General features: G+C 54.6%; 18 protein-coding genes. 11 read left to right on the top strand and 7 right to left on the bottom strand.

Features of this window, described 5'->3' with window-relative positions; translation table 11 throughout:
• Positions 1 to 11: 11 nt before the first annotated feature.
• Entirely contained in the window at positions 12 to 410 is a 399-nt protein-coding gene (locus tag C2134_RS15775; RefSeq protein ID WP_053006844.1) for a TraR/DksA family transcriptional regulator, read from the top strand.
• A gap of 8 nt (positions 411 to 418) precedes the next feature.
• Here C2134_RS15775 and C2134_RS15780 read toward each other — a convergent pair whose 3' ends face one another.
• Positions 419 to 1132, bottom strand: a complete 714-nt coding sequence (locus C2134_RS15780) for a Crp/Fnr family transcriptional regulator (protein WP_076098042.1) — start codon at positions 1130 to 1132, stop codon at positions 419 to 421.
• A gap of 235 nt (positions 1133 to 1367) precedes the next feature.
• Between C2134_RS15780 and C2134_RS15785 the strand changes: the two genes are divergently transcribed.
• The 3 genes from C2134_RS15785 to C2134_RS15795 all read left to right on the top strand — a co-directional run bounded on the left by C2134_RS15785 (position 1368) and on the right by C2134_RS15795 (position 3794).
• Entirely contained in the window at positions 1368 to 2264 is an 897-nt protein-coding gene (locus C2134_RS15785) for a slipin family protein (protein WP_103321097.1), read from the top strand.
• Between the two features lie 323 nt (positions 2265 to 2587).
• Positions 2588 to 3241, top strand: coding sequence for a BON domain-containing protein (locus C2134_RS15790; RefSeq protein WP_103321098.1), 654 nt, complete (start codon positions 2588 to 2590; stop codon positions 3239 to 3241).
• Between the two features lie 49 nt (positions 3242 to 3290).
• Positions 3291 to 3794: a DUF1269 domain-containing family protein gene (locus C2134_RS15795; RefSeq protein ID WP_103321099.1), complete on the top strand. Its 504-nt coding sequence runs from the start codon at positions 3291 to 3293 to the stop codon at positions 3792 to 3794.
• Positions 3795 to 4074: 280 nt separating this feature from the next.
• Here C2134_RS15795 and C2134_RS15800 read toward each other — a convergent pair whose 3' ends face one another.
• Genes C2134_RS15800 through C2134_RS15815 form a run of 4 tightly spaced genes read right to left on the bottom strand, consistent with a single transcriptional unit; the run spans position 4075 to position 10171 of the window.
• Positions 4075 to 6018 carry a T6SS phospholipase effector Tle1-like catalytic domain-containing protein gene (locus C2134_RS15800; RefSeq protein ID WP_158248786.1) on the bottom strand — a complete coding sequence of 648 codons (1944 nt, stop codon included), beginning with the start codon at positions 6016 to 6018 and terminating at the stop codon, positions 4075 to 4077.
• 45 nt (positions 6019 to 6063) lie between these two features.
• Positions 6064 to 6675 (bottom strand): DUF3304 domain-containing protein, encoded by a 612-nt coding sequence (locus tag C2134_RS21295; protein WP_146042180.1) that lies wholly within the window; start codon positions 6673 to 6675, stop codon positions 6064 to 6066.
• A gap of 46 nt (positions 6676 to 6721) precedes the next feature.
• The gene (locus C2134_RS15810; protein WP_103321102.1) at positions 6722 to 7534 is read right to left on the bottom strand and encodes a DUF4123 domain-containing protein; all 813 of its coding nucleotides are present in this window, start codon (positions 7532 to 7534) and stop codon (positions 6722 to 6724) included.
• Positions 7535 to 10171: a type VI secretion system Vgr family protein gene (locus C2134_RS15815; RefSeq protein WP_103321103.1), complete on the bottom strand. Its 2637-nt coding sequence runs from the start codon at positions 10169 to 10171 to the stop codon at positions 7535 to 7537.
• A 294-nt stretch (positions 10172 to 10465) separates the two neighbouring features.
• Between C2134_RS15815 and C2134_RS21740 the strand changes: the two genes are divergently transcribed.
• Complete coding sequence (locus C2134_RS21740) at positions 10466 to 10804, top strand: hypothetical protein (RefSeq protein WP_199179959.1); 339 nt, start codon at positions 10466 to 10468, stop codon at positions 10802 to 10804.
• Between the two features lie 83 nt (positions 10805 to 10887).
• Here C2134_RS21740 and C2134_RS15825 read toward each other — a convergent pair whose 3' ends face one another.
• Together C2134_RS15825 and C2134_RS15830 are read right to left on the bottom strand one after the other, a co-directional pair.
• Positions 10888 to 11067, bottom strand: coding sequence for an antitoxin PaaA2 family protein (locus tag C2134_RS15825; protein WP_103321104.1), 180 nt, complete (start codon positions 11065 to 11067; stop codon positions 10888 to 10890).
• Between the two features lie 321 nt (positions 11068 to 11388).
• Positions 11389 to 12000 (bottom strand): hypothetical protein, encoded by a 612-nt coding sequence (locus tag C2134_RS15830; protein ID WP_146042181.1) that lies wholly within the window; start codon positions 11998 to 12000, stop codon positions 11389 to 11391.
• A gap of 572 nt (positions 12001 to 12572) precedes the next feature.
• Between C2134_RS15830 and C2134_RS15835 the strand changes: the two genes are divergently transcribed.
• The 6 genes from C2134_RS15835 (at position 12573) to C2134_RS21310 (ending at position 20033) form a co-directional block, all read left to right on the top strand.
• The gene (locus tag C2134_RS15835) at positions 12573 to 15161 is read left to right on the top strand and encodes a TnsB C-terminal domain-containing protein (RefSeq protein ID WP_158248787.1); all 2589 of its coding nucleotides are present in this window, start codon (positions 12573 to 12575) and stop codon (positions 15159 to 15161) included.
• A gap of 1 nt (position 15162) precedes the next feature.
• Positions 15163 to 16314, top strand: coding sequence for a TniB family NTP-binding protein (locus C2134_RS15840; protein WP_103321107.1), 1152 nt, complete (start codon positions 15163 to 15165; stop codon positions 16312 to 16314).
• Between the two features lie 2 nt (positions 16315 to 16316).
• On the top strand, positions 16317 to 17651 hold the full coding sequence (locus C2134_RS15845; protein ID WP_103321108.1) for a TniQ family protein: 1335 nt from the start codon (positions 16317 to 16319) through the stop codon (positions 17649 to 17651).
• A 484-nt stretch (positions 17652 to 18135) separates the two neighbouring features.
• Positions 18136 to 18393, top strand: a complete 258-nt coding sequence (locus C2134_RS21300) for a hypothetical protein (protein ID WP_146042182.1) — start codon at positions 18136 to 18138, stop codon at positions 18391 to 18393.
• 16 nt (positions 18394 to 18409) lie between these two features.
• Positions 18410 to 19114: a hypothetical protein gene (locus C2134_RS21305; RefSeq protein WP_146042183.1), complete on the top strand. Its 705-nt coding sequence runs from the start codon at positions 18410 to 18412 to the stop codon at positions 19112 to 19114.
• 1 nt (position 19115) lies between these two features.
• The gene (locus C2134_RS21310) at positions 19116 to 20033 is read left to right on the top strand and encodes a hypothetical protein (RefSeq protein ID WP_146042184.1); all 918 of its coding nucleotides are present in this window, start codon (positions 19116 to 19118) and stop codon (positions 20031 to 20033) included.
• Positions 20034 to 20160: the final 127 nt, after the last annotated feature.

Consider the following 20160-nt stretch of genomic DNA (forward strand, 5'->3'; position numbering starts at 1 on the left):
GGAGTGATGCCATGACAGACACCTCGTCCTCCGCGCCAAGCGCTGTCGACCACAGCCTTTCGCCGCAACAACTGATGGCGTTGGAAGCCGAACTATTGCAGGCGCGCGATGCCTTGCTGCGCGCCAGCCGGGAAACGGAGCGCCATCTGCAAAGCTTCCTTGCGATCTCCGACGCAGACGAACGCGGCCAACAGGCAGAGGAGCATAGGATGGACTTGACGGTTCAAGAGAGGGAAAAACTGCAATTGCAGCGGATAGATCAAGCCTTGCAACGCATACGCGACGGCAGTTACGGATACTGCGCAGTCAGCGGCGAGCCCATCGGAATAGACCGCCTTAAGGCTCAACCCACCGCTACGCTATCGCGCGCTGCCCAGGAAAAACTGGAAGCCTGGCAAAAACGGAGCTAGCTATTCTGCTATGGCAGCGGCCCGGACAGGCGTTGATACTCCTTCTTCACCACTTCGTAGCATTCGCAGGTGCGCTGCTCCAGCCCAAAACGATCGAGAATGGTGATATGCCCCCGCACATAGCGGATCAAACCCGCCTTCTGCAACTTCAGGGCGGCTTCGGTCACACCCTCGCGGCGGACGCCCAGCATATTGGCGATCAACTCCTGGGTCATGACCAACTCGTCCCCGGCCAAGCGATCCAGGCTCAACAGCAGCCAGCGGCACAATTGCTGATCCAGCGAATGGTGGCGATTGCAGACCGCGGTTTGTCCCATCTGGGTGATCAAGGCCTGGGTATAGCGCAGCAGCAGATGCATCATCGGCCCCGCGCGATTGAACTCGTCTTTCAAGGCCTGCGCTTTCAAGCGATAGCCATAGCCGGCGCTTTGCACCACGGCGCGGCTGGGCGTGGTCTCCCCGCCCATGAACAGGGCGATGCCGACAATTCCCTCCCAGCCCACCACCGCGATTTCCGCCGAAGCCCCATCCTCCATCACATACAGCAGCGACACGATCGCTGTCGTTGGAAAGTAAACATGGCTCAGCGCGCAGTCCGGCTCATACAGCACCTTGCCCAAGGGCATTTCTACCGGCTCCAGATGCGGGCGCAGCCGCAACCACTCAGCCTCCGGCAGTCCGGCCAGCAAACCATTCCGCCTAGGATTATCGTCGATGGTCATCATCCCTCCCGAGTGAGCGCGCGCTGGGCCGGCTCGCATGAATCGGCAATTATCCAGCATATGCAATGCCGTTAATCTTTACTATGGCTGCCAATCATCGCGCGCTATGTGTGACAGCGTACAGATCAATCGCGGGAAAAGCGCCAATCCTTAAGCACTGTCACAAGCTGTTTACGATCCGTGTCCGTCTGCGGCCGGTGTCTGCCGGATGGAACGCGCCGCCAGGAGCATCGCCATGAACCCCATCACCTTATTCATTATCACCACCTTGTTCCTACTAGGCGCGCTGGCCAATTTCCAGGGCTATCTAGCGCCTGCCATTGTGCTATGGGTGGCCGCCGCCATCGTGTCGCAATCCTTACGCATGGCCAATACCTGGCAAAAATGTGTGGTGTTGCGCGCCGGCAAATTGCGCGGAGTCAGCGGACCGGGCCTGTTCCTGATCATCCCGGTGGTAGACAACGTGGTGGCAACCATAGACGAAAGAATCCAGACCACCGCCTTTAATGCCGAACAGGCCTTGACCCGCGACACGGTGCCAGTGAACGTGGATGCCATCATCTTCTGGCATGTCCATGACGCGCAAAAGGCGGCGCTGGCCATCACTGATTATCGCCAGGCGATAGACCGCGTGGCGCAGACCTCGCTGCGTGAAATGATAGGCTCATCGATGCTGGGCGTGCTGCTGAGCGACCGCCGCAGCACCGACCAGGAACTGTGCCGCAAGATAGGCGAAAAGACCGCGGAATGGGGCATTACGGTGCGCTCAGTGGAAATCCGCGACGTTGCCATACCAGTGGCGTTGCAGGACTCGATGTCGCGTCAGGCGCAGGCCGAACGAGAAAAGCAGGCCCGCATCATCTTGGGGTCCGCCGAAGCCGAAATCGCCAACAAGTTCGTCGAGGCGGCCAATGTCTATGCCGACCACCCGGCCGCGCTGCAATTGCGGGCAATGAACATCATCTACGAAACCACCAAGGAGCGCGGCACCACCATTCTGATCCCGAGCACCATGGTGGACAGCCTGAATCCAATGGTCGCCGCTGGCACAAGCCGCGCCTCCAGGCGACAGGCCACGCCCCACGCCTCCGCCAACCACGCCAACCCGGTCGAATCCACCGCATTGAAATAAAGTCCGGTATTTGAAACGCTGTTTGATAGACCACATCGACCACCCACTAATTATTCCTGATCGGAATTCGGTGCCGCCTCGCGCAATATAATCGCCGGAAATAGGACATCCCACGCGAGGCGCTGCACAAAAACGCTACCCGGCCGGCCCATTCTTCGCATTCAGCATACTGCTAGTATCCAACCTCTTCAGATCAATATCTGCTTAGCCATCCCCCAATCGACGTCACCAACCTGATTTTCCCCTATGTACGTTATCGAACAGACCATCCAAAAACCGAATGCCAATCTACAGATTCTTAATGGCCGCCTGGAGATCATGCGATGAAAAGCGATATGCAATTACAACAGGACGTAATAGCGGAACTCAATTGGGATCCATCTATCAATGCCACTCATGTAGGCGTATCTGCCAATGATGGCGCGGTAACGCTAACCGGACATGTCAGCAGTTATGCCGAAAAATGGGCAGCAGAGCGCGCGGCGCTGCGTGTAGCCGGCGTCAAAGCACTAGCAATTGAAATGGATGTCCAATTACCGAATGCAGATCAGCGTGACGATGCCGACATATCCCGATCAGTCGCCAATCTACTGCAACAATTGACTGAAATACCTAAAGAAGGTTTGCAAGTCATGGTGGAAAAGGGTTGGGTCACACTATCCGGAACGGTGGAATGGGATTATCAGCGCCAAATCGCCACACGGATAGTACGACATTTACTGGGCGTCACCGGCGTGAGCGACAATATCGCCATCCGCCCCAAACTATCCATGAACGAGGTGAAGGGTGGAGTGGAAAATGCGCTTCGCCGCCGGGCCATAGCCGATATGGACAGCATTTCCGTAACCATTCAGGGATCAGATGTGATTCTAAATGGTTCAGTGCATAGCTGGTCTGAACGCGAATTAGCCGATCATGCCGCCTGGGGTATGCCGGGCGTACATCAGGTGATCAATAGAATCAAGGTAGCAATCTAGATCAATCTGCCGCCTGCATTCTAAATCATGCATCCTTAAAGGAAATATCATGAGCTCAGCACAATCAGCAGTTTATGTTTACAACACCCATCTGGAAGCGGAGGATGCCATCCGCCTGCTAAGCAAAGGTGGTTTCGACGTAAAAAAACTATCGGTCATTGGGAAAGGCTACCACAGCGAGGAAAACCCGGTCGGCTTTTATACCGTAGGCGACAAAATGAAAGCATGGGGAGGCATAGGCGCATTTTGGGGTGGTTTATGGGGATTACTGCTTGCTCCCGCGGTTTTCTTTTTGCCTGGCGTGGGAATGGTTGCCATGGCCGGCCCGGTGGTTGCGGCACTGGTCGGCGCACTGGAAGGCGCGGCAATTGTGGGCGGGGTATCTGCATTAGGCGCTGCGCTGACCCGAGTTGGCATTAACGCCGAACAGGCAGTGAAATACGAAACCGCGCTGAAAGCCGATAAATATGTGCTGGTGATACATGGAGGAGAAGCCGACGTTGCCAAAGCGCATGCCATTCTGGATATTTCGACAGGATGGAAAGAAGCCTAATTCGAGTAGCACCATACAGCTGCCGCGCTATCGGAATCTGAACGCCCGTGCATTTTTTGCACATTACAATAGGGTTCTGGTTGGCCTAACTACCGAGAAAAACTCGGTAGTTGCCTCCCTCAGCACGGCTAGTGCATAGTGATGCCCCCTCGGGGCCTTGCATTTTTTGCCACAATCCCCAGAATTGCTTCTCTGAATGGCTAACAGAATGCCTGCCTAAAATGAAAAATGGCCTCCGATCTTCGAGGCCATGGCAGAGTCTACGCACTCGGATGACATGCTAAGGCAGATTGGCCAGCTCTTGGTTAAAGACACTAGTCTTAGCCTTCAGTGCCGCCTGATAGGCTGTATCCAATCCGGCGGTGGACTGACCTTGTTTCAGCAATGATGCGCGTTGTTCAGCAAAATGCTTGTTCAGTGTGGTCAGCTCTGCCTTTTGCCGCGCCTCGACAGCCTCCCGAGCCCTTTGCTGGCTTTGCGTAGCCTGTTTGTTCAATGCCTCCCGCGCCAAGGCATCCTCGTCCACCAGCGGTTCCGCATTATCGGTATCCACCTCACGAGGCTTGAAATAGTAGAAGCCGCTGTTTCCGGGCATAAACATAAAGAACTGCCGATTGACGTCAATGTCGTAAGGATCGTGCATGAACTGGGCAAACAGGGCCTCTTGCTCCGGCGTTGGCGCCGGCCCATGCTCCCAAGCTTTCCATAGTTTGGCATCTGGCTTCTGACCAGCACGAACCGCAATCAAATCCTTAGCCAGCGGCGTAGCTCTACGCGACAAAATGTCGTTGATATCCGGCGGCACTTGGCCAGGCTTCAAGATTGTTGGCTTTCTGGGATCTCTGCCGGCGTTCGGATCGCGTTGTTTTTCCTTCTGTCCCTTCAACCAAGCCAGCCAGGCGCAAACATTAGCCTGCAATGTCCCCCGCAAATCACCTTTTGCGCCCAACTGCTTTTCGTAAGCCAGCACGAGTTCGTCGGCATACATGACTTTCCCGCTAACCTGCACCGTTTTACTCAAGCGATAACGGCCAAAAACAGCTGGATAGTTCCGCTCCAGCTTCGACATAGACAAGAATGGTACTTTGTGTGCGATCGACTCTTGATACATCAGCCATAACGCCACCCGCGCCAAGTCAGGAGATTTGGCATCGCCAGCGAGGATGTCACCGGTGACATCCTCGCTGCTGCCCGGCAAGACCCGTTCGCGTACCTTGCCCCCACCTTTCGCTACCGAGTCCACACGCTGATAGCTGCGCAACTCATGCCCTGCTACCAGGTGATAGGTGCTGGCCACCGTCGCACTGAGGGTCTTGTCTCCCTCTATGCTCGTCTCGGGCAAGGGCACGGGGACTAAGTAGCCAGCCATCTCCTTGATCTTGCCAAGCGTCTGCTCAGAGCCTGCCAGGCTGGAAATGCAATCAAACAGACCAAGGAAAGGCAGCTTCACCTTGATTGGTTTCTTGCCTGCGCCCTCGATGCCATCCAGGATCAGCCCAACCGAGGTCTGCTTGCACTCCTCTTGCAAGGCATTCAAGAACATGCGCGCCAATGGACCACCGCGCTCCGCGCCGTAAACATAAACATTCACTTCATTGATGTCTGCCGCGAATTGAGTTACCAAATTCAGCACACCACTTACAGCGTATTTGACTCGGACATCGACACCCAGGTTGTAAGTCATCAGCGCCTTGCTGTCGCGCAGATAGGGCACGGCCGTCGCTGCGGAAAGCGGCAATTGCCATACCACGGACTTGAACACGCGAGTCATGGTCAAACCGCCATGCGCCACACCCAGCAAGGGATTGCCTTTGGCTTTTGCCAAGCCGCGCTCGAAATTGCTCAATCCTTTATTAAATTTTTTGGGAATTTGCTTCAACTCGGCAAAGATATCCTTCACTTTGCCCTGCAGCATTTTCTTTTTCCAATCATCCTGAAGCGCACCAGCCTTCTCTGCCGCCACAGACTTGCCTACCGCTTTGAAATAGCTGCCATTGTCGCTCTCGAACTTTGCAGCAAGACCTGGTACATAAACACGAAATAACTTTTTGGATGGATCTTCAGGAAAAGCCTGTGTAAGCAATCCAATATTTGTCCACTCTGAAACAGGATCAGTTTTCCAATTTTTTCCTACCACATCGAAAAACACTCCAATAGATAGGGGAAGACTACACGCCCTATCTGAGCTTTTTTTATCGCAAGCAGCTGATAGGATCTGCTGCATGCGCTCCGCTCCTGGCACTTTTATATTGGGCAAGCGCGACATGCATCACCTCATGAAGGGTTTTATCGGTTGGGCTTTACCGCCATCACCACGCGGTGCTCGGGCCGGCACAATAGGCGGTCCGACATACTGCCTGTTCTTGACTTCCCCCATCTGATCAAATTCGGCTTCAACATGATCAGGATAAAAGTGAAGCACCAGCCGAATCGCATTATCAGGCACCCCAGGATACTGACGCAGAGGAGGCAGAACGGCTCTGTAAGCCTTTGGCACTTCACCTGCATCCATAGCGGCAACAGAGGAATACTCCATCTGCCACTCCACAAGCAGAGGACGGTTTACATCAATTACGCTACCGATCACAATGCCGCCACCGCCACCGGCGATTTCACTTCCTTCTTTCCCGGAAACATTAAGTCCTGACTGTCCATTGACACGAAACTGCGCTATCGCACGCGAATTGTAGTTATAGGCCCGCGTCGAAAACACTCGCTCATCCGGGCCATATTCGTACCAAGCCCAGTATGCGCCAGCGAGTAACATCATCAGCAAGCCGACAATGATCCATTGCGTTCGTGTACTCAGCCTCGCCAGCCAGCTGGGACGCTTTGGATAAGGGCGGATGTCGCGGAATCGGGTCATTGAGTCATTTTTCATTCGAATGCCTGGTATGGGGACCTAGATCGGTTGTAGAAATTGTGGTTCAGGCAGCAGACGCCTGCTCCAGTCTGCTCCACACGGTCGCCGGCACCTGCTGCAAAGCTTCTTCTAACGCCACGCCGTGCGCGATACCGGCAAGATGTGGCGCCACTTCCGCATCCTGGTCAAACTCGGGATGGAAGGCGCACGCCAGCTCGGCAAAACACTGCAAATCCCCCTGGGTGGTCAACCCCAAGGCATGAGCGCGGCCCAAGGCCTGGTAAATCACATCGACGTTGCGGGCTTGCGGAGAGGGCATGCCCATCCAAACTTGCCATGCCAAGCCCCAGTTGGCGCAAGCATCCAATTGGGCATCCTCCAGCTCCCAGGCGGCATCGGCGGCGATCTGCCCGGTGGGAACGCTCCATTCAAACCACTGTTGCTCCGCGTCCATACAAGCCAGGCTGCTCACAGGCGCGCATAGCAGCTGCCATTGCTCGGTCGTCAAAATATCCGGCAATCGGGACAGCAAGCGCGGATCGTAATAGCGAAACACGATCTTGCCCAAGCTGGTTTCAGGCTGGATCATGCTGGCCAAGTGCGCCGCCAGCTGCTCGGCGGATAATGCGCTCCACAGCCACACCACTGCGGGCACGTGATGGCTCATGGTCAGCAATTGCTGTAAACGAGCGACCGGCATGTTGTCGTCCAGAGTCAGCAAGACGGGCGACGCTTCCCGCGGCAAACCCAAGCCATCAAACAACCACTGTTGCTCGCCAGCGAAAGCCGTCAACCAGCGGGCGAGCTTATCGTCAGCCGTGGGATCAAGCAAAACGTAAGTGGGCAAAGCGGCATTACGCCATGGATATTCCATCATTTACGCTCCCGGCGGTACGATAAAACTGGCCTTCTTGGCGGCTTCCAACAGACAGGGCAGGCAGAAATCACCAGGCAGCACCGGCAACGGCTTACCTAAGCTATCTGGCCCACTCAGATCATGGCTGGCACCTTTCACGCTGACGGTGCCGGGCGCATGCACTTCGATATTGCCTCCCGCAATGCGGAAGTAAGCGCCGCCGGCAGTGAACAGGATTTCCTTTTTGGCGTTGATCTCGATCCGCTGTTTGCAGGAGGTGATAGTGACGTCCTTATCGGCCGTGATCTCCATCGCATCGCTCTGCGCCTGGACCTGTACCTTGCCTTTGGCGGCAATCAGCTTCACCGCCACCTTGTCTTTCACCCCGGCTACGAACAGGCTGATGTGTTGACCGACATTGTGCAGCCAGCGTCGTCCCGTGCTGTGGTTGGCATCGCGCTGAGCGACCAAGTTGAGATTGGTGCCGGCTGAGATGGTTTGGCTTTGCTCGGTAACGCTGGCGATGCCGGCGGGCCCCGAAAGGACGATCAATGGTTGCTGGCCTGGTTGATCCTTGGCCGTCTTGCCGTCCTTGTCGGTATTGCTGCCGGCTTCCCAAGCCTTGAGGGCATCCAGATGATGCATCAGATGGCCATCAGGCTGCTTGCTGCCCTTGGCGTTGTCCGGGCAGATCTCTTCAGGACCCGTTTCCATGGTGTCGGCCAGTTGGCCGGTGGCGGTTTCCGCCAACGCCTGGCTTAGCGCGACGGCGGACTGCAGCTGGCTTTGCGCATGCTCGCGCGCCAGCTGTTTGCCGCCGGCGCCGTTTTGCGCTTCGGTGGAGAACAGCAGGCCGTGCGCGGCGCGGATGGCGCCGTGCTGGTCGGTGCGCAGTTCGAAGCCTTCGCCACGCGGCTGGGCTTTGCCGTTGCTGCGCGGGTGGGTGAGGAAGCCTTGGTTGAGCTGAGTCTTGCCGGATTCGGAGCTGAGTTTGGCGCGGACTTCGCCCGGCGTGTCATCGAACAGCAGTTCGTTGTAGCCGCCGCCCTGGTGTTCCTTGGATTTGATCCCGGACAGCGTTTTGTTGGCGGGCAGCGCGCCGGCGCCGCTGAAGTCGGGTGTCGGGTGGCTGCCGTTGTAGAACACGCCGGTGACCAGCGGTCGGTCGATGTCGCCTTCGATGAAGTCGACCAGCACTTCCTGGCCGATGCGCGGGATGAACTGGTGGCCGAAACCGGCACCGGCGCTGGGCATGGCCACGCGCAGCCAGCATGAAGATTTATCGTCGAGATTGGCGCCGAATTGGGCGTGTTCCTCTGGCCGTTGCCAGTGGAACTGCACCTTGATGCGGCCTTGGGCGTCGGTGTAGATCTCGTCGGCCACTTGGTCGCTCGGTTCGGCCGGGCCGACCACGGTGGCGGTCTGCACGCCGCGCGATTTCGGTTTGGCCAGCGGCGTGTCGGCATAGGCCGGCGTCAGCGGAATGCCGCGGCGCTGGGTCTGCAGCGTGGTGGAGAACGGCGCGGCGTCGCTGGGGGCACCGACGTGCTGGGCCAGATCCTTGGGCAGGTTGTTGCGCACCTGGAAGCGTTGGCCGGTGACCACGAATTCGCGGTGTTGCGGGCTGTCGGTTTCGTGCGCCGGATGGTCGTCCAGCCGGAACCATTCGCCCGGCTGCAAGCCGCGCACGGTGCCGCTGGCGCGGAAGGACTTGGCCTGCAGGTCATGCGCCTGCTGGCGCAGCTGGGCGTAGCGGCCCAGCTGTTCATCGTCGCCGGCGTAATACAGGCCCGGCGCGTCGTATTGCGTGAGGCTGCTTTGCAGCGCCTGGCCGGCTTGGCCTTGTTCGATGCGGCTGCCGTCTTCGCTGTGCTGGGTGGCGACCGGTTTGTAGTCGTAGCTGGCCAGCGCCACGCTGCTGGGCACGATCTGGCGGGTGGCCTGCCATTCGGTCAGGCCGTCTTCGTCTTCGGTGGCGTCGGCGCGGTGGAAACGCACCCGGCTCAAGGGAGCGGCCGGCAGGCTGTGCGGGTCGTCAAACACCGCCAGTTGAACTTGCGGGCCATCGTCGTCTTGATGCAGGAAACGCCAGGCGTAGCCCTCCTCGTGCATCAGGCGGACGATGAACTCGTAATCGCTTTCGCGATATTGCAGGCAGTAGCTGCGCGGCTGGGCCGGCTGTACCTGGATGGACAGCGTCTGCACGCGAGCGAAGGCCGGGTTGCTCTGCTGATGTTCAGTCAGGATCTGCTGGATGATGTCCGGCACCGTCAGGTCCTGGAACACGCGCGAAGTGCGACGGTGACGCAGCAGCGCGAACGGCGGCTCGATGGTCAGTTCGTACTTGGCGAAGCCGCCATCGGCGCCGGCCAGCCGGGCCTGGCTCACCACGCCGCAGCGGATAGACTCGCCGCCCGCCGCATCCTCGATGCCGATGCGCGCCGGCTGGCCCAGCAGCGACTTCAGTTCGAGATGGGTCTCCGGCGACAGGCAGGTCAGCGTGTAGCGGTAAGGTTGGGACAGACCCTCTTCGGCCTGCAGGCTCAGCGGCAGCAGCTGCTCGGCGGCGATCTGCCCGGTGCCCAATTGCAAAGTCAATACCCGTCGATCTTGGCCAAAAGCGGAGGCGAAACTGGCCAGCAGTGCGTTCAAATCCATCCGAGTCCCAAATAAAAATACCCTCATGGCGAGGGTATGTCATTGAACTAAAAGAGGATAAGAATTTTATGATGTTACGCGGGCGTCAACAACCGATGAGCGCCAAAAAGGTTGACAGACCTAGACTAAAGTACAGGTCTAACGATGAACGTGGCCCGCCATTGCGACCGGTAGAGCACCTTGCCAGCGATCCTCGGCTTGGCAAATACGCCCATTTATATCATAACCAGGGCGCCTCGTCCGGTGGCCATGGCCTACAGCCGAGTGGTTTACCGCATACGATTGGAGTCCATTATGATCGATGATCCGAATTCTGAAACTTGGCTAACGCTGCTCGTGAGTCGTCAACTCCAGCAGCGGCTCGCCAAAATGGCTGCAGCCCAACAACGGTCGGTGGATGAGCTAGCAGCAAGCCTGCTGGATGCTGCGATTTCAGATTGGGAAAACCTGCCCCAAACCAGCTGGACGGTTCCGCTACTGGATGCAGGGGATGGCAGTGGCGATGCGCTACTGGCGATTCCCGACGAGCTACTGGCTTCTGCAGGCTGGGTAGAGGGCGATACCCTATCTTTTGAAGATCAAGGTGATGGGACGCTGTTGCTGAAAAAGGCAGGTAATAAGGAGGATGCGTAACTGCTAGAAGACTACCGCTGGCAGATGGCCGTCAGGCCACCAAACCCTTGAGTCTGCCATAACAGATGGGGCCTAATAGCCACTTAGTCGGGCTTTGAGCGCTGCAGCAGCGCGGCGCGCTTGAGGGCAAAGTAGTGCTTCGCCTCCTCATGTGAAACGCAGGGGCGCGGATCATCCAGCGCGGCCTGGACGGCTTGGCGAACGTACTCGTTATAAGAAATCGCAGATTCGGGAGCGAGGGGGATGGGCTCTGGCAATGGCATGGGTCTTCTCCTGACTTTCGCTACTAGTGTATTGCAGAAGGGGCGTTACATGGCAACCACGATTAAAAGCACAGCACGTCGCATGGCAGGTGGCACGGGTCATAAGCACATCACATAACCGAGCTTATCAGCCGAGTGGTCTTGGAAAAGTTGCTTGGCCAACTCCAGGCAGCCCTATACAGCCCACTGGATGGGGCCACAACAACGCTCAACTAGCGACTCGGACCAGACATGCAGCCCTCCTGAGGGCCTGCCGATTTCAGTTCATGGAACATCGTCGTCCGGCATAGAAAGCCCATCTGACATACATGCGCTCCGACATCACATCCGATAGTCGCCCAGGCGCCTGAGCACGTCTCTGCCCAATACATCAGCAAAGAGATGCAGCAACTCCCCCTGAGAATAGGCAAATTTCTGCCGGAATGGCGACTGCTCCAACCAACACGCAAAGGCCTCGCGACCACTCAAGTAGTCGCTGCGATTGAGCCGTAGCCGGGCCTCCGCAATCAGACACAAGATGACGGTGCCGGCTTCCAAGGTGGGCGAAGCAATCAGCTCGGCGCCGAGCTCTCGAATCCCCTCCCGACTCCGCCAGAATTGCTCGCGCGCGTGGCGCTCATCGATCAGTCTGTAGCGCCACTGGCCTTTCAATTGCAAGTACACCTGCTGGATTTCAGGCCAAGTTAGTGCTTTCCGTTCGAGTACTGACCAGAACAGGTGACGATACCAGGTGGCGGTACCGCGATAGTCCTGCTCGACCAGGCCGATCACCGATGCCTGCCCCATAACGCCATCGTCCTTGGGACTAACCAGCCCTTTCTGATACTTGTGCCAGAGACACTGCCGCTGCCCCCTCCCCTGTGAGTTGGGCGGCGCATAGAAGCGATCGAGTTCTGCCAGCGGGGCGCAAGACAGCTGCAGAACCAGCTTCACCCAGGTTGCTACTCGCAATTGCTCGTAAATGCTCCGCCGGGGACGCCCCCGCTTTTTCAGCGTGCCCAAAGCTCCACCCCATGCCAAATGGTTGTGGAAAAATATTACGCAAAACTTTCCGAATTAACAAAAAAATCTTCAACGTCAAGACCAGGCTAAATTTAGGTAAGGAATGGCTGAAACCCTTGTACAGCAAGGAAAGCAGCTTGAATTCACCCGTCATTAAGATCGAGAAGAAAGGCGGGATTAACTAACAAAAAACCCAAAAAAAGCGGTTTTACCTCTTGCATGGGATTTGATTTCTTGCATTGTAATTTCCCCTGAGGGGCGTTTCGCACCACAGGGAAATGGAAGGAACCGTAGCCGGACCACGACATTATCGATACAAACAAAACGGCCCAGGATGGTGTCCTGAGCCGTTTGATGCCGCTCATCCAGTTTGCCGACTAGATAAGCGCAGCATACAACAGGCCTCGTTGAATTCAAGCAGCCTGAGGGTGCCTGCATTTTGCCGCATCGATACTGTCCCAGCCACGGCTCCGCGTGAACGACTTCACATGGAGTGCATCGTCATGTTCAACCTGCAAGAACTCGAAACGTTCTACCTTCGACAACAATTCGGCATCCGCGCGCGCAAGGCCATCGAACGCGTCCGAAGCCATCCCCCCAGCCGCCGCGTGCGCAGCAGCGCCGGCAATGTCGCCTGCCGCTTCCCCAGCAAAAAAATGAACTGCGTGATCCAGGCGGAGAGTCACCACAATGAACTCGGCGCCATCTACCTGTGGGAGCGCGACCCTGATGTCTACGAATTCTACGATCAGCCGGATCCGATCAAACTCAGCTACACAGCCGCGTCCCGCAAGATCAGCTACATGCACACCCCGGACTTCTTCCTGATTTCCGAAAACTTCACCGGCTGGGTGGAGTGCAAACCGGAATCGAAGCTGCAAAGCCTGGCCAAGAAATACCCGCAACGTTTTCAGAAGATCAACGGGGAATGGGTGAGCCCTCCGGGCCAAGCTTATGCCGCGCAGGTCGGCCTGGGTTACGCCCTGCGCTCCTCCCAAGAAAACAATGGCGTGCTGATCCGCAATCTCAAGTTTCTGGACGACTACTTCGATGCCGAAGCCATGGAGCCATCGCCATCCGAATACGCCCTGGTCGACCAGCTCTTCCAACTGCGCAGCTGCTACAGCCTGCATGAACTCCTGCTGGCGGAGCCACGCCCCCTTCCAGACACGATCTACAAAATGATCGTGGAGGATGAACTCTACATGGATCTGAGCGTAAGCCTGCTCAGCGATCACAGTCATGCGCTGGTTTATCGCGACTACAGCACCGCCCTGTTGATCCAGCAGCAGGCACGCAGCGCATGCCAAGTCCATCCGATCAGCTTCGAAGCCGGCAGCAAACTGCTCTGGAAGGGGCAATCCTGGGAGGTCATACACCAAGAGCAAGACCAGCTCACGTTGGCCTCCTCCTCCGGGCAGATACTCCAGCTAGCCTGGGAGTCAGTCCAAGGACTGCTCAATCGCTGCGAACTACATACCGACGCTGAAGCAGAACAGCTTTCGCTGAAAAATCAAGCTTTCTCCAAGATGTCGCATCATAGCCGCGCAGACTTGCTGAGCGCCAAGCTGCGCCTGGACAAGCTTGAAGGCCGGAGCGCCACTTCGGTGCGGAGCTTACGCCGCTACCGCCATAACTATCAGCAGGCCAAAGACCTGATGGGGAACGGCTTTGTCGGCCTGATCGACCAAACTGCGCGCAAGGGCAATCGAACACCTCGCTTATCGGAAGAGACCGTGGAGCGGATGAATACCGCGCTACGGGAGCACTACCTCAACCAAAGCAACGCCAAATTGTCCATGGCCTACGCAATGCTGCTAGGACAGTACATAGATGAGCCGGATGCCGCGCCCAGTATCAAAGCTTTTCGCAAAGCGTTGAAACGGATGCGCACCAATTATGAGGTCAAGCTCATCCGGGAAGGCAGCAAAGCCGCTTACAACCAGAAAGAACTGGTTTGGACCGAAGCTGCAGTCTTCCCGCCTCATGGCGAGTGCCCCTTCGATATCGCTCACATCGATCACACCCAGATCGACCTGATGAGCCGTGAACTGAGCACAGACAGTAAACCTCAACGTCTCTGGCTCTCGGCAATGATCGATGGCTACTCTCGCATGGTGCTGGCCTACTACTTCAGCTACGGCACGCCCACGTCCATCAACACCATGATGTTGATCCGTCAATGCGTGCAAAGGCACCACCGACTGCCAAGCACCATCGTGACGGACGGCGGCAAGGACTTCGCCTCCACGCATGTAGAAACGCTCCTGGCCTCGCTCTACATCACCAAGAAAACACGTCCTCCTCATGCTCCGCGTTTCGGCGCCACAATGGAACGCCTGTTCGGCGTCCTGAATCAGGAGATCTGGCACAACCTGAGAGGCAATACCCAGTTGCTACGGGATCCAAGATCCTGCTCTCCCAGCCATGATCCACGAAAACTGGCGGTCTGGAGCCAGGAGAAAGTCGAAGAGTACTTCGAAAAGTGGCTGAACGACGTCTACGAAGTGAACCAGCACACCTCTCTACAAGCATCGCCCCGACGCGTCTTCGAGACTGGCTGCTTCACATCCGGGACCCGTGCGCACACGCACATCGCCTGCGATCTGGCCTTCTTGATTCATTGCCTGCCTCAAACCAAAACCAAGGGCCACGCTATCCACGGAGGCCGCGGCATCAAGCATAACAATCGCTACTACTGGAACAATGCGTTCCGCCAGCCGGAAGTGCAAGCCACCAAAAAGATTCCCGTGCGCTATGACCCCTTCGACCTATCCACCGTCTACGCGCAGATCAATGGCGAATGGCTGAGCTGCCGCAGCCAGGACCGCATTCGTTACCAGGATATGAGCGAGCACGCCATTCGCCACGAGGCGCTTGCAGATCATTTGCTTACAGCACAGACGGCTGAAAAGCGGGTCGAAGACGCCAAGCGTAAGTCCGATTTTTATCGCGAGGTTCACCAAGTCGAAGCCGCCCAAGCTGAAGAGCACAAAAAGCTGGCGACTCAGGAACACGTGGAAGCCCCCACCACCCCGCCCCCGCCGCCCCTCCCATCGCTCCATACACTGACGGTTTTCGGAGATTTCTGACATGAACACACTGCCCAACCAAAACCAGGAACAGAACATGCGCGAAGCCCACGTAGCGGACTTTTTGAGCCGGCGGATCAACCACCCCAAGCTGAACGACGCGCTGAAACAACTGGAAGACACGCTATGGCAGAAGTCTCATCCTGACATCATCGTGCTGACCGGGCCAACCGGCGTCGGCAAATCCACCCTCGCCGAGAAACTTGAGCAACGGATCCAAGAGCGATTTGCCACAGACATGCGGCGCCAGATCGACATGGTCCCCGTGCTCCACCTGTCGATTCTTTCCGCCGGCAGCAGCACATTCAACTGGAAAGAGCTTTACAGCCGGATGCTGCAGCAACTGAGCAGCGTCAGCCCCCAGCTCACGCTGCCGTTCGACACGGACGAAATGATGCTGATCGATGAGCCGATCAAGCTGGGGCGCTCGGCGCCGACGGCGAACAGCCTGCAAAGCGCGCTTGGCAAGGCCGTCAAAAAACGCGGCGTGCGCGCCATCATCCTCGACGAGGCCAATCAGCTCCTGCTGGGCCATAAGGCGCAGGAGCAAAGTCGGCAGTATGAAATCCTCAAATCGCTGGCGGCCAGCACCAACGCCGTCATCATCCTGGTCGGCACTTACGATCTGCTGTCCATTCAAGAGCAGAGTGCCCAGTTGGTGCGGCGTACCCGCATCATCAAACTGCCGCACTATCACAGGACAGACAAGGATGACTGGGAGTCCTTCTGCTCATCGCTTAGCACGCTGATCTCGTGGATGAATCTGCCCCGCCAACCAGACCTGCTCCACAAAGCTGAGTATTTCTATCTCAAATCGGCAGGTTGCATCGGCATCCTGAAGCCTTGGTTGGATAGCGCATACGAGTACTGCCGCGTACATGGGCTCGATCAACTCGACATGAATGTGGTCGAGCAGTTGGCTCCAGAAAACCGCTCCATTCTGACCATTCTAAAAGAGGCCCAGGCGGGAGAAATCCGCCTGCAGGATATCCCGATGGATGAGCTACGCCAGCACTGCCTGCTTGGAGAGAAGGACTACAAGGAGTCGCATCACTACCGCGATGACGACAACCACCGCTATGGCAAACCAAAACAGAAACGCAGACCGGGAGAACGCAAGCCCACTCGAGATCAAACCGGCTGGCAGCCTTGACCATGGACAGGAATCTCACCCCCTCCAATCCAAGCGCGCTGTTCGCCTTGCCGCCCATGCAGGGCGGCGGACGCGCGACGGAGAGCCTGCTGTCGTATCTGGTGAGGCTGGCGCGAGCGCACCAGATCGACGCACGGCGGCTGGTTCGCTACACGGTATGGCCTGCACTGCCGCTAGATGGCGCGGGCCTAGCTATCTCGTTTTACCGGGAGGACGCCAGAACGGTAAACGGCATCGGCCGCTATGCCTACGCTTTTACCCAGGCCTTGGAGCGGCTCACCTCGGTGCAGGGCCTGGAAGGTCTTACCTTCCAGGCCTGGAAAGGCGTGATCCCGGAAATCGGCGCCGGTTTTCTGGCCAAGGAGGTACGCTGGTGCCCCGCCTGCCTGGCCGAACAACGGCAACAGCGCGTTGACAGCCACTTCCCGCTGGTCTGGTCCTTGGATGCCTACCGGGTGTGCACCCGGCACCACCGGCCGCTACAGCACCTGTGTCCCTGGTGCGGCAAGCGTCAGCAACTGATCCCGCACTATCCGGACCAGGCACGCTGCACCCACTGTTGCGGTTACCTCGCGCCGGCATCCACCCTGCAAACGCAAGAAAACATCCAGGAAGCCGACCTGCGCCGCGCCCACTCACTGGAAAGCATGATCGCCACGCCTGAAGGCAAAATCATGCCCACGCATCCGCAGCTGATGGCCATCCTGCAAACCGCGGCGGAACGCTGGACTGAAGGGGAAAAGAAGAAACTGTCGCTCATGCTGGGCCTGAGCGACCGAGCCATCGGCGGCTGGGCCAACAAACAGCAGAAGCCGGCATTTTCACAGCTGCTTCAGATCGCAGACAAACTAGACCTGACGCTACACCAACTATTCACCCAGCCTCTGCCGGATCAGGCGCCAAGCAGCGCATCACCCGTCCCTGCAAAGGGCAAACCACGCCCTGCTGCCCAACTGAGTAAAGCCTCTCTCGAATCACGGCTTCGCCAGCAGCTCGATGCCCCCAACACCGCGGAACCGGTCTCCCGCATCCTGAAGCGCATAGGCGTGACGCGCAGCTACGCCAAATATTGGTTTCCGGAACTGCTGGCACAGCTTGCGCACAAGCACCAGCAGTCACAACAGCAGGCCACTGCCGAACGCCAGATAGAAGATGTGGAACGGGTAGGCAGAGTCTTCAGGAACATCGCCGCCACCGGGGACTATCCGAGCATCCGTCGGATGTCCCAGGCCCTGCGGCCTTATCGGCTATCGCTGCAGCGCGAGCCACTCTGGAATGCATATAAAAAGCTACGGGAAAGATTCTGCGACATGGATAACAGGGGCAGAATCAGATAATCGGCAAAAAGTGATAGAAGCACAATTCCCACTTGAAAGATTGCCAGATGCCTTGGCTCCGGGAATGTTTCATGCGAGGAAATTCCAAGCAAAACAATAAAATGCCATTGTGCTAATGATAAAATCATGCTATATAGAAAGTTACACAAAATTACTGACGGATGCTTCCTTCAAATAGGAGTAAAAATTGAAGAAAAAGGAAATAGAAAAACTGATACTAGAATCTTTTACCAGCTCCAATTACAAATGGAGAACCGCAAGAGGCGTATCAAAAGAAACAAAAATTCCCATCAACGATGTTACTGTTTTCCTCGAAAAATCTAGTAATTTTGAAAGATCAAAAAAAACGAACTCAACAGGGCAACGCTTGTACATGTACAAAGGAACGATCATTGATCGGATAAAATCTGTCATTCTAAATAGGCCTGAGTAAATGGACCCTCTTATTCCAGCAGTATTTCAGGCTGCTCTTGGAGGGTTCTTCATGAACATGATGAACCTATATCAAGATATGCACCGCCCTCCTGATAAAAAGGTAAGGAAAGACATTATCTTTTGGATTTTCTTTTTATTTTGGCCATTTGCAGGCGCAGTAATTGCCTACATCTACATCTCTTCCGGATACCATATTAATGGCATATTGGCATTTACTACAGGACTATCAGCCCCAAGTATTCTTCAAACTTTGATGTCGAAGACAACTGGCATTGAAGATCAAAATAAATTTGGTGTTGAAGAATAGAAAGAAAGGTATACACATGGAAGGAACAAAAGAGTCTCTTAAAAATTTCATAAGAGAAAGTGCTAATGATCGTGCCAAATCTGGTGCATATTTACTACTATCTCAACTTGGACAATCAATCAAGAACCACGGAGATCAATTCCAAGATGTACTAAATGGCATAACCATATCATCCTTCATAAGATCAGAGCTATCAGAAGAATTTAAAATAGAAGCCCCAAAGCCGGGATCTATTGCAAGAATGATAATTCCTATTAGCGATAAAAATATTACAACTATTGAAAAAACAGAAAAAAATAACCAGAAGAAAATATCTATCCCAGAGTTCAACAAGGTCATATGGTCAGCTTTCACAAATGAAATACCTAACTCAAAGAGAAGATATCTAAAAATATCACAAAAACCATTTTATATTGACAGAGACAGAACAGAACCGCAAGAAGACAGTTTAATATCTATCAGCCCTGAATTTATAATAAGAAGGAATGAAGGAATTGAAAACGACCAATTCAAAGAAAAGGTGGCAAATAGTATTGAGTCATGGTGCCAAAAAAATGGCATCCCATATAGCAGCTCATTTAATAAAAAAATAGAAAATAAAAATAAATATACAAACAATCTTGCAACTGACTCCATATTAAATCAGCTTGTAAAAAAATTATCTTATGATGATATGCGAAGAATATCAATTCCTTTAGATATAGTAATGAAGCTAATTTAAAATGATAAATTTTATCTTTGGATACTTAGGCATTCCTCAGGATATATACGATGCCACAATAAAATCCATATCATCCAAGAACAATAACTCATTTCAAACAAAAGGTGTTCCACTCAGAGCTGGTGAAAGTAAAATAGAAAGAAGCCACTGTGTAAAATTACTAGAAAAAATCTCTGAATCAATTTGCAAAAAAGAACCACCATCACAAAAATCCAACACAGGCATTGCCATAATATATGTAGACAAAAATGGAGAAAAAAATGAGGTAATATATGATTATTTCTTTCCATCAACTTTAATAGCAAAAGTCACATGGTCTCCATGCCATGGAAACAAATCAGAAATAAATCAGTCCAAAAATACACTTGCCAAGCTATTACTAGACACATCCAATTGCGCTAGGCATGCTCTTCTTACCTTACACAAAGAGGTAACAGAGTGCGCGAACAGAACACCTTTGCTATTGCCATATAGAAATTTTCATTCAAAAAAATTCCATGCTTTTTTAGAAGAAGTACAGAATGAATTATCTGCTGCCCCCTCAAATAGCTCACATGAAAATCTTGTCAAAATATTAAAAAAAGAAATAAATTCCTTTGAGTCACACCACCCAATGCAGGCCCCAATAGGGCGCGGTAGGAAAAAATACTACGCAGATGAAAAGGGGATTGAATTTAAGTCCCCTGGATCAACACCACATGGATTACTTCGCTCCCAAGATGAAACACATGATACAACCTGCTTCATGAATGGATACCGACGACTTGGCGCACCATATAATCCCGCATTCCATTATGATTGCACAAAACAAGGCAGCACCTTAGATGGCCATCTCTACTACTGCCATGGCAATGATAAGATATCCGTCAGGGGAGACCCTCATGTAAACATAGCTCCCAATGATAACTTTAGAATATAAATAGCCATTTCAAATTAAAAACATGCTCAAGAAATATAATAATCAGCAACTAGTTGATACGCGATGATTTCCACATCAAAAGTCTAATAAGAAAACAGGACGAGTAAAAATAAGTGAATCGTTTCTG

Origin of the sequence: Chromobacterium sinusclupearum (assembly GCF_002902845.1) — a bacterium.
Taxonomy (GTDB): Bacteria; Pseudomonadota; Gammaproteobacteria; order Burkholderiales; family Chromobacteriaceae; genus Chromobacterium; species Chromobacterium sinusclupearum.

Coding starts and splice junctions, on each gene's coding strand:
- C2134_RS15775 (WP_053006844.1), top strand. CDS start 12: ATGACAGACACCTCGTCCTCCGCGCCAAGCGCTGTCGACCACAGCCTT.
- C2134_RS15780 (WP_076098042.1), bottom strand. CDS start 1,132: ATGACCATCGACGATAATCCTAGGCGGAATGGTTTGCTGGCCGGACTG.
- C2134_RS15785 (WP_103321097.1), top strand. CDS start 1,368: ATGAACCCCATCACCTTATTCATTATCACCACCTTGTTCCTACTAGGC.
- C2134_RS15790 (WP_103321098.1), top strand. CDS start 2,588: ATGAAAAGCGATATGCAATTACAACAGGACGTAATAGCGGAACTCAAT.
- C2134_RS15795 (WP_103321099.1), top strand. CDS start 3,291: ATGAGCTCAGCACAATCAGCAGTTTATGTTTACAACACCCATCTGGAA.
- C2134_RS15800 (WP_158248786.1), bottom strand. CDS start 6,018: ATGCAGCAGATCCTATCAGCTGCTTGCGATAAAAAAAGCTCAGATAGG.
- C2134_RS21295 (WP_146042180.1), bottom strand. CDS start 6,675: ATGAAAAATGACTCAATGACCCGATTCCGCGACATCCGCCCTTATCCA.
- C2134_RS15810 (WP_103321102.1), bottom strand. CDS start 7,534: ATGATGGAATATCCATGGCGTAATGCCGCTTTGCCCACTTACGTTTTG.
- C2134_RS15815 (WP_103321103.1), bottom strand. CDS start 10,171: ATGGATTTGAACGCACTGCTGGCCAGTTTCGCCTCCGCTTTTGGCCAA.
- C2134_RS21740 (WP_199179959.1), top strand. CDS start 10,466: ATGATCGATGATCCGAATTCTGAAACTTGGCTAACGCTGCTCGTGAGT.
- C2134_RS15825 (WP_103321104.1), bottom strand. CDS start 11,067: ATGCCATTGCCAGAGCCCATCCCCCTCGCTCCCGAATCTGCGATTTCT.
- C2134_RS15835 (WP_158248787.1), top strand. CDS start 12,573: ATGTTCAACCTGCAAGAACTCGAAACGTTCTACCTTCGACAACAATTC.
- C2134_RS15840 (WP_103321107.1), top strand. CDS start 15,163: ATGAACACACTGCCCAACCAAAACCAGGAACAGAACATGCGCGAAGCC.
- C2134_RS15845 (WP_103321108.1), top strand. CDS start 16,317: ATGGACAGGAATCTCACCCCCTCCAATCCAAGCGCGCTGTTCGCCTTG.
- C2134_RS21300 (WP_146042182.1), top strand. CDS start 18,136: ATGAACATGATGAACCTATATCAAGATATGCACCGCCCTCCTGATAAA.
- C2134_RS21305 (WP_146042183.1), top strand. CDS start 18,410: ATGGAAGGAACAAAAGAGTCTCTTAAAAATTTCATAAGAGAAAGTGCT.
- C2134_RS21310 (WP_146042184.1), top strand. CDS start 19,116: ATGATAAATTTTATCTTTGGATACTTAGGCATTCCTCAGGATATATAC.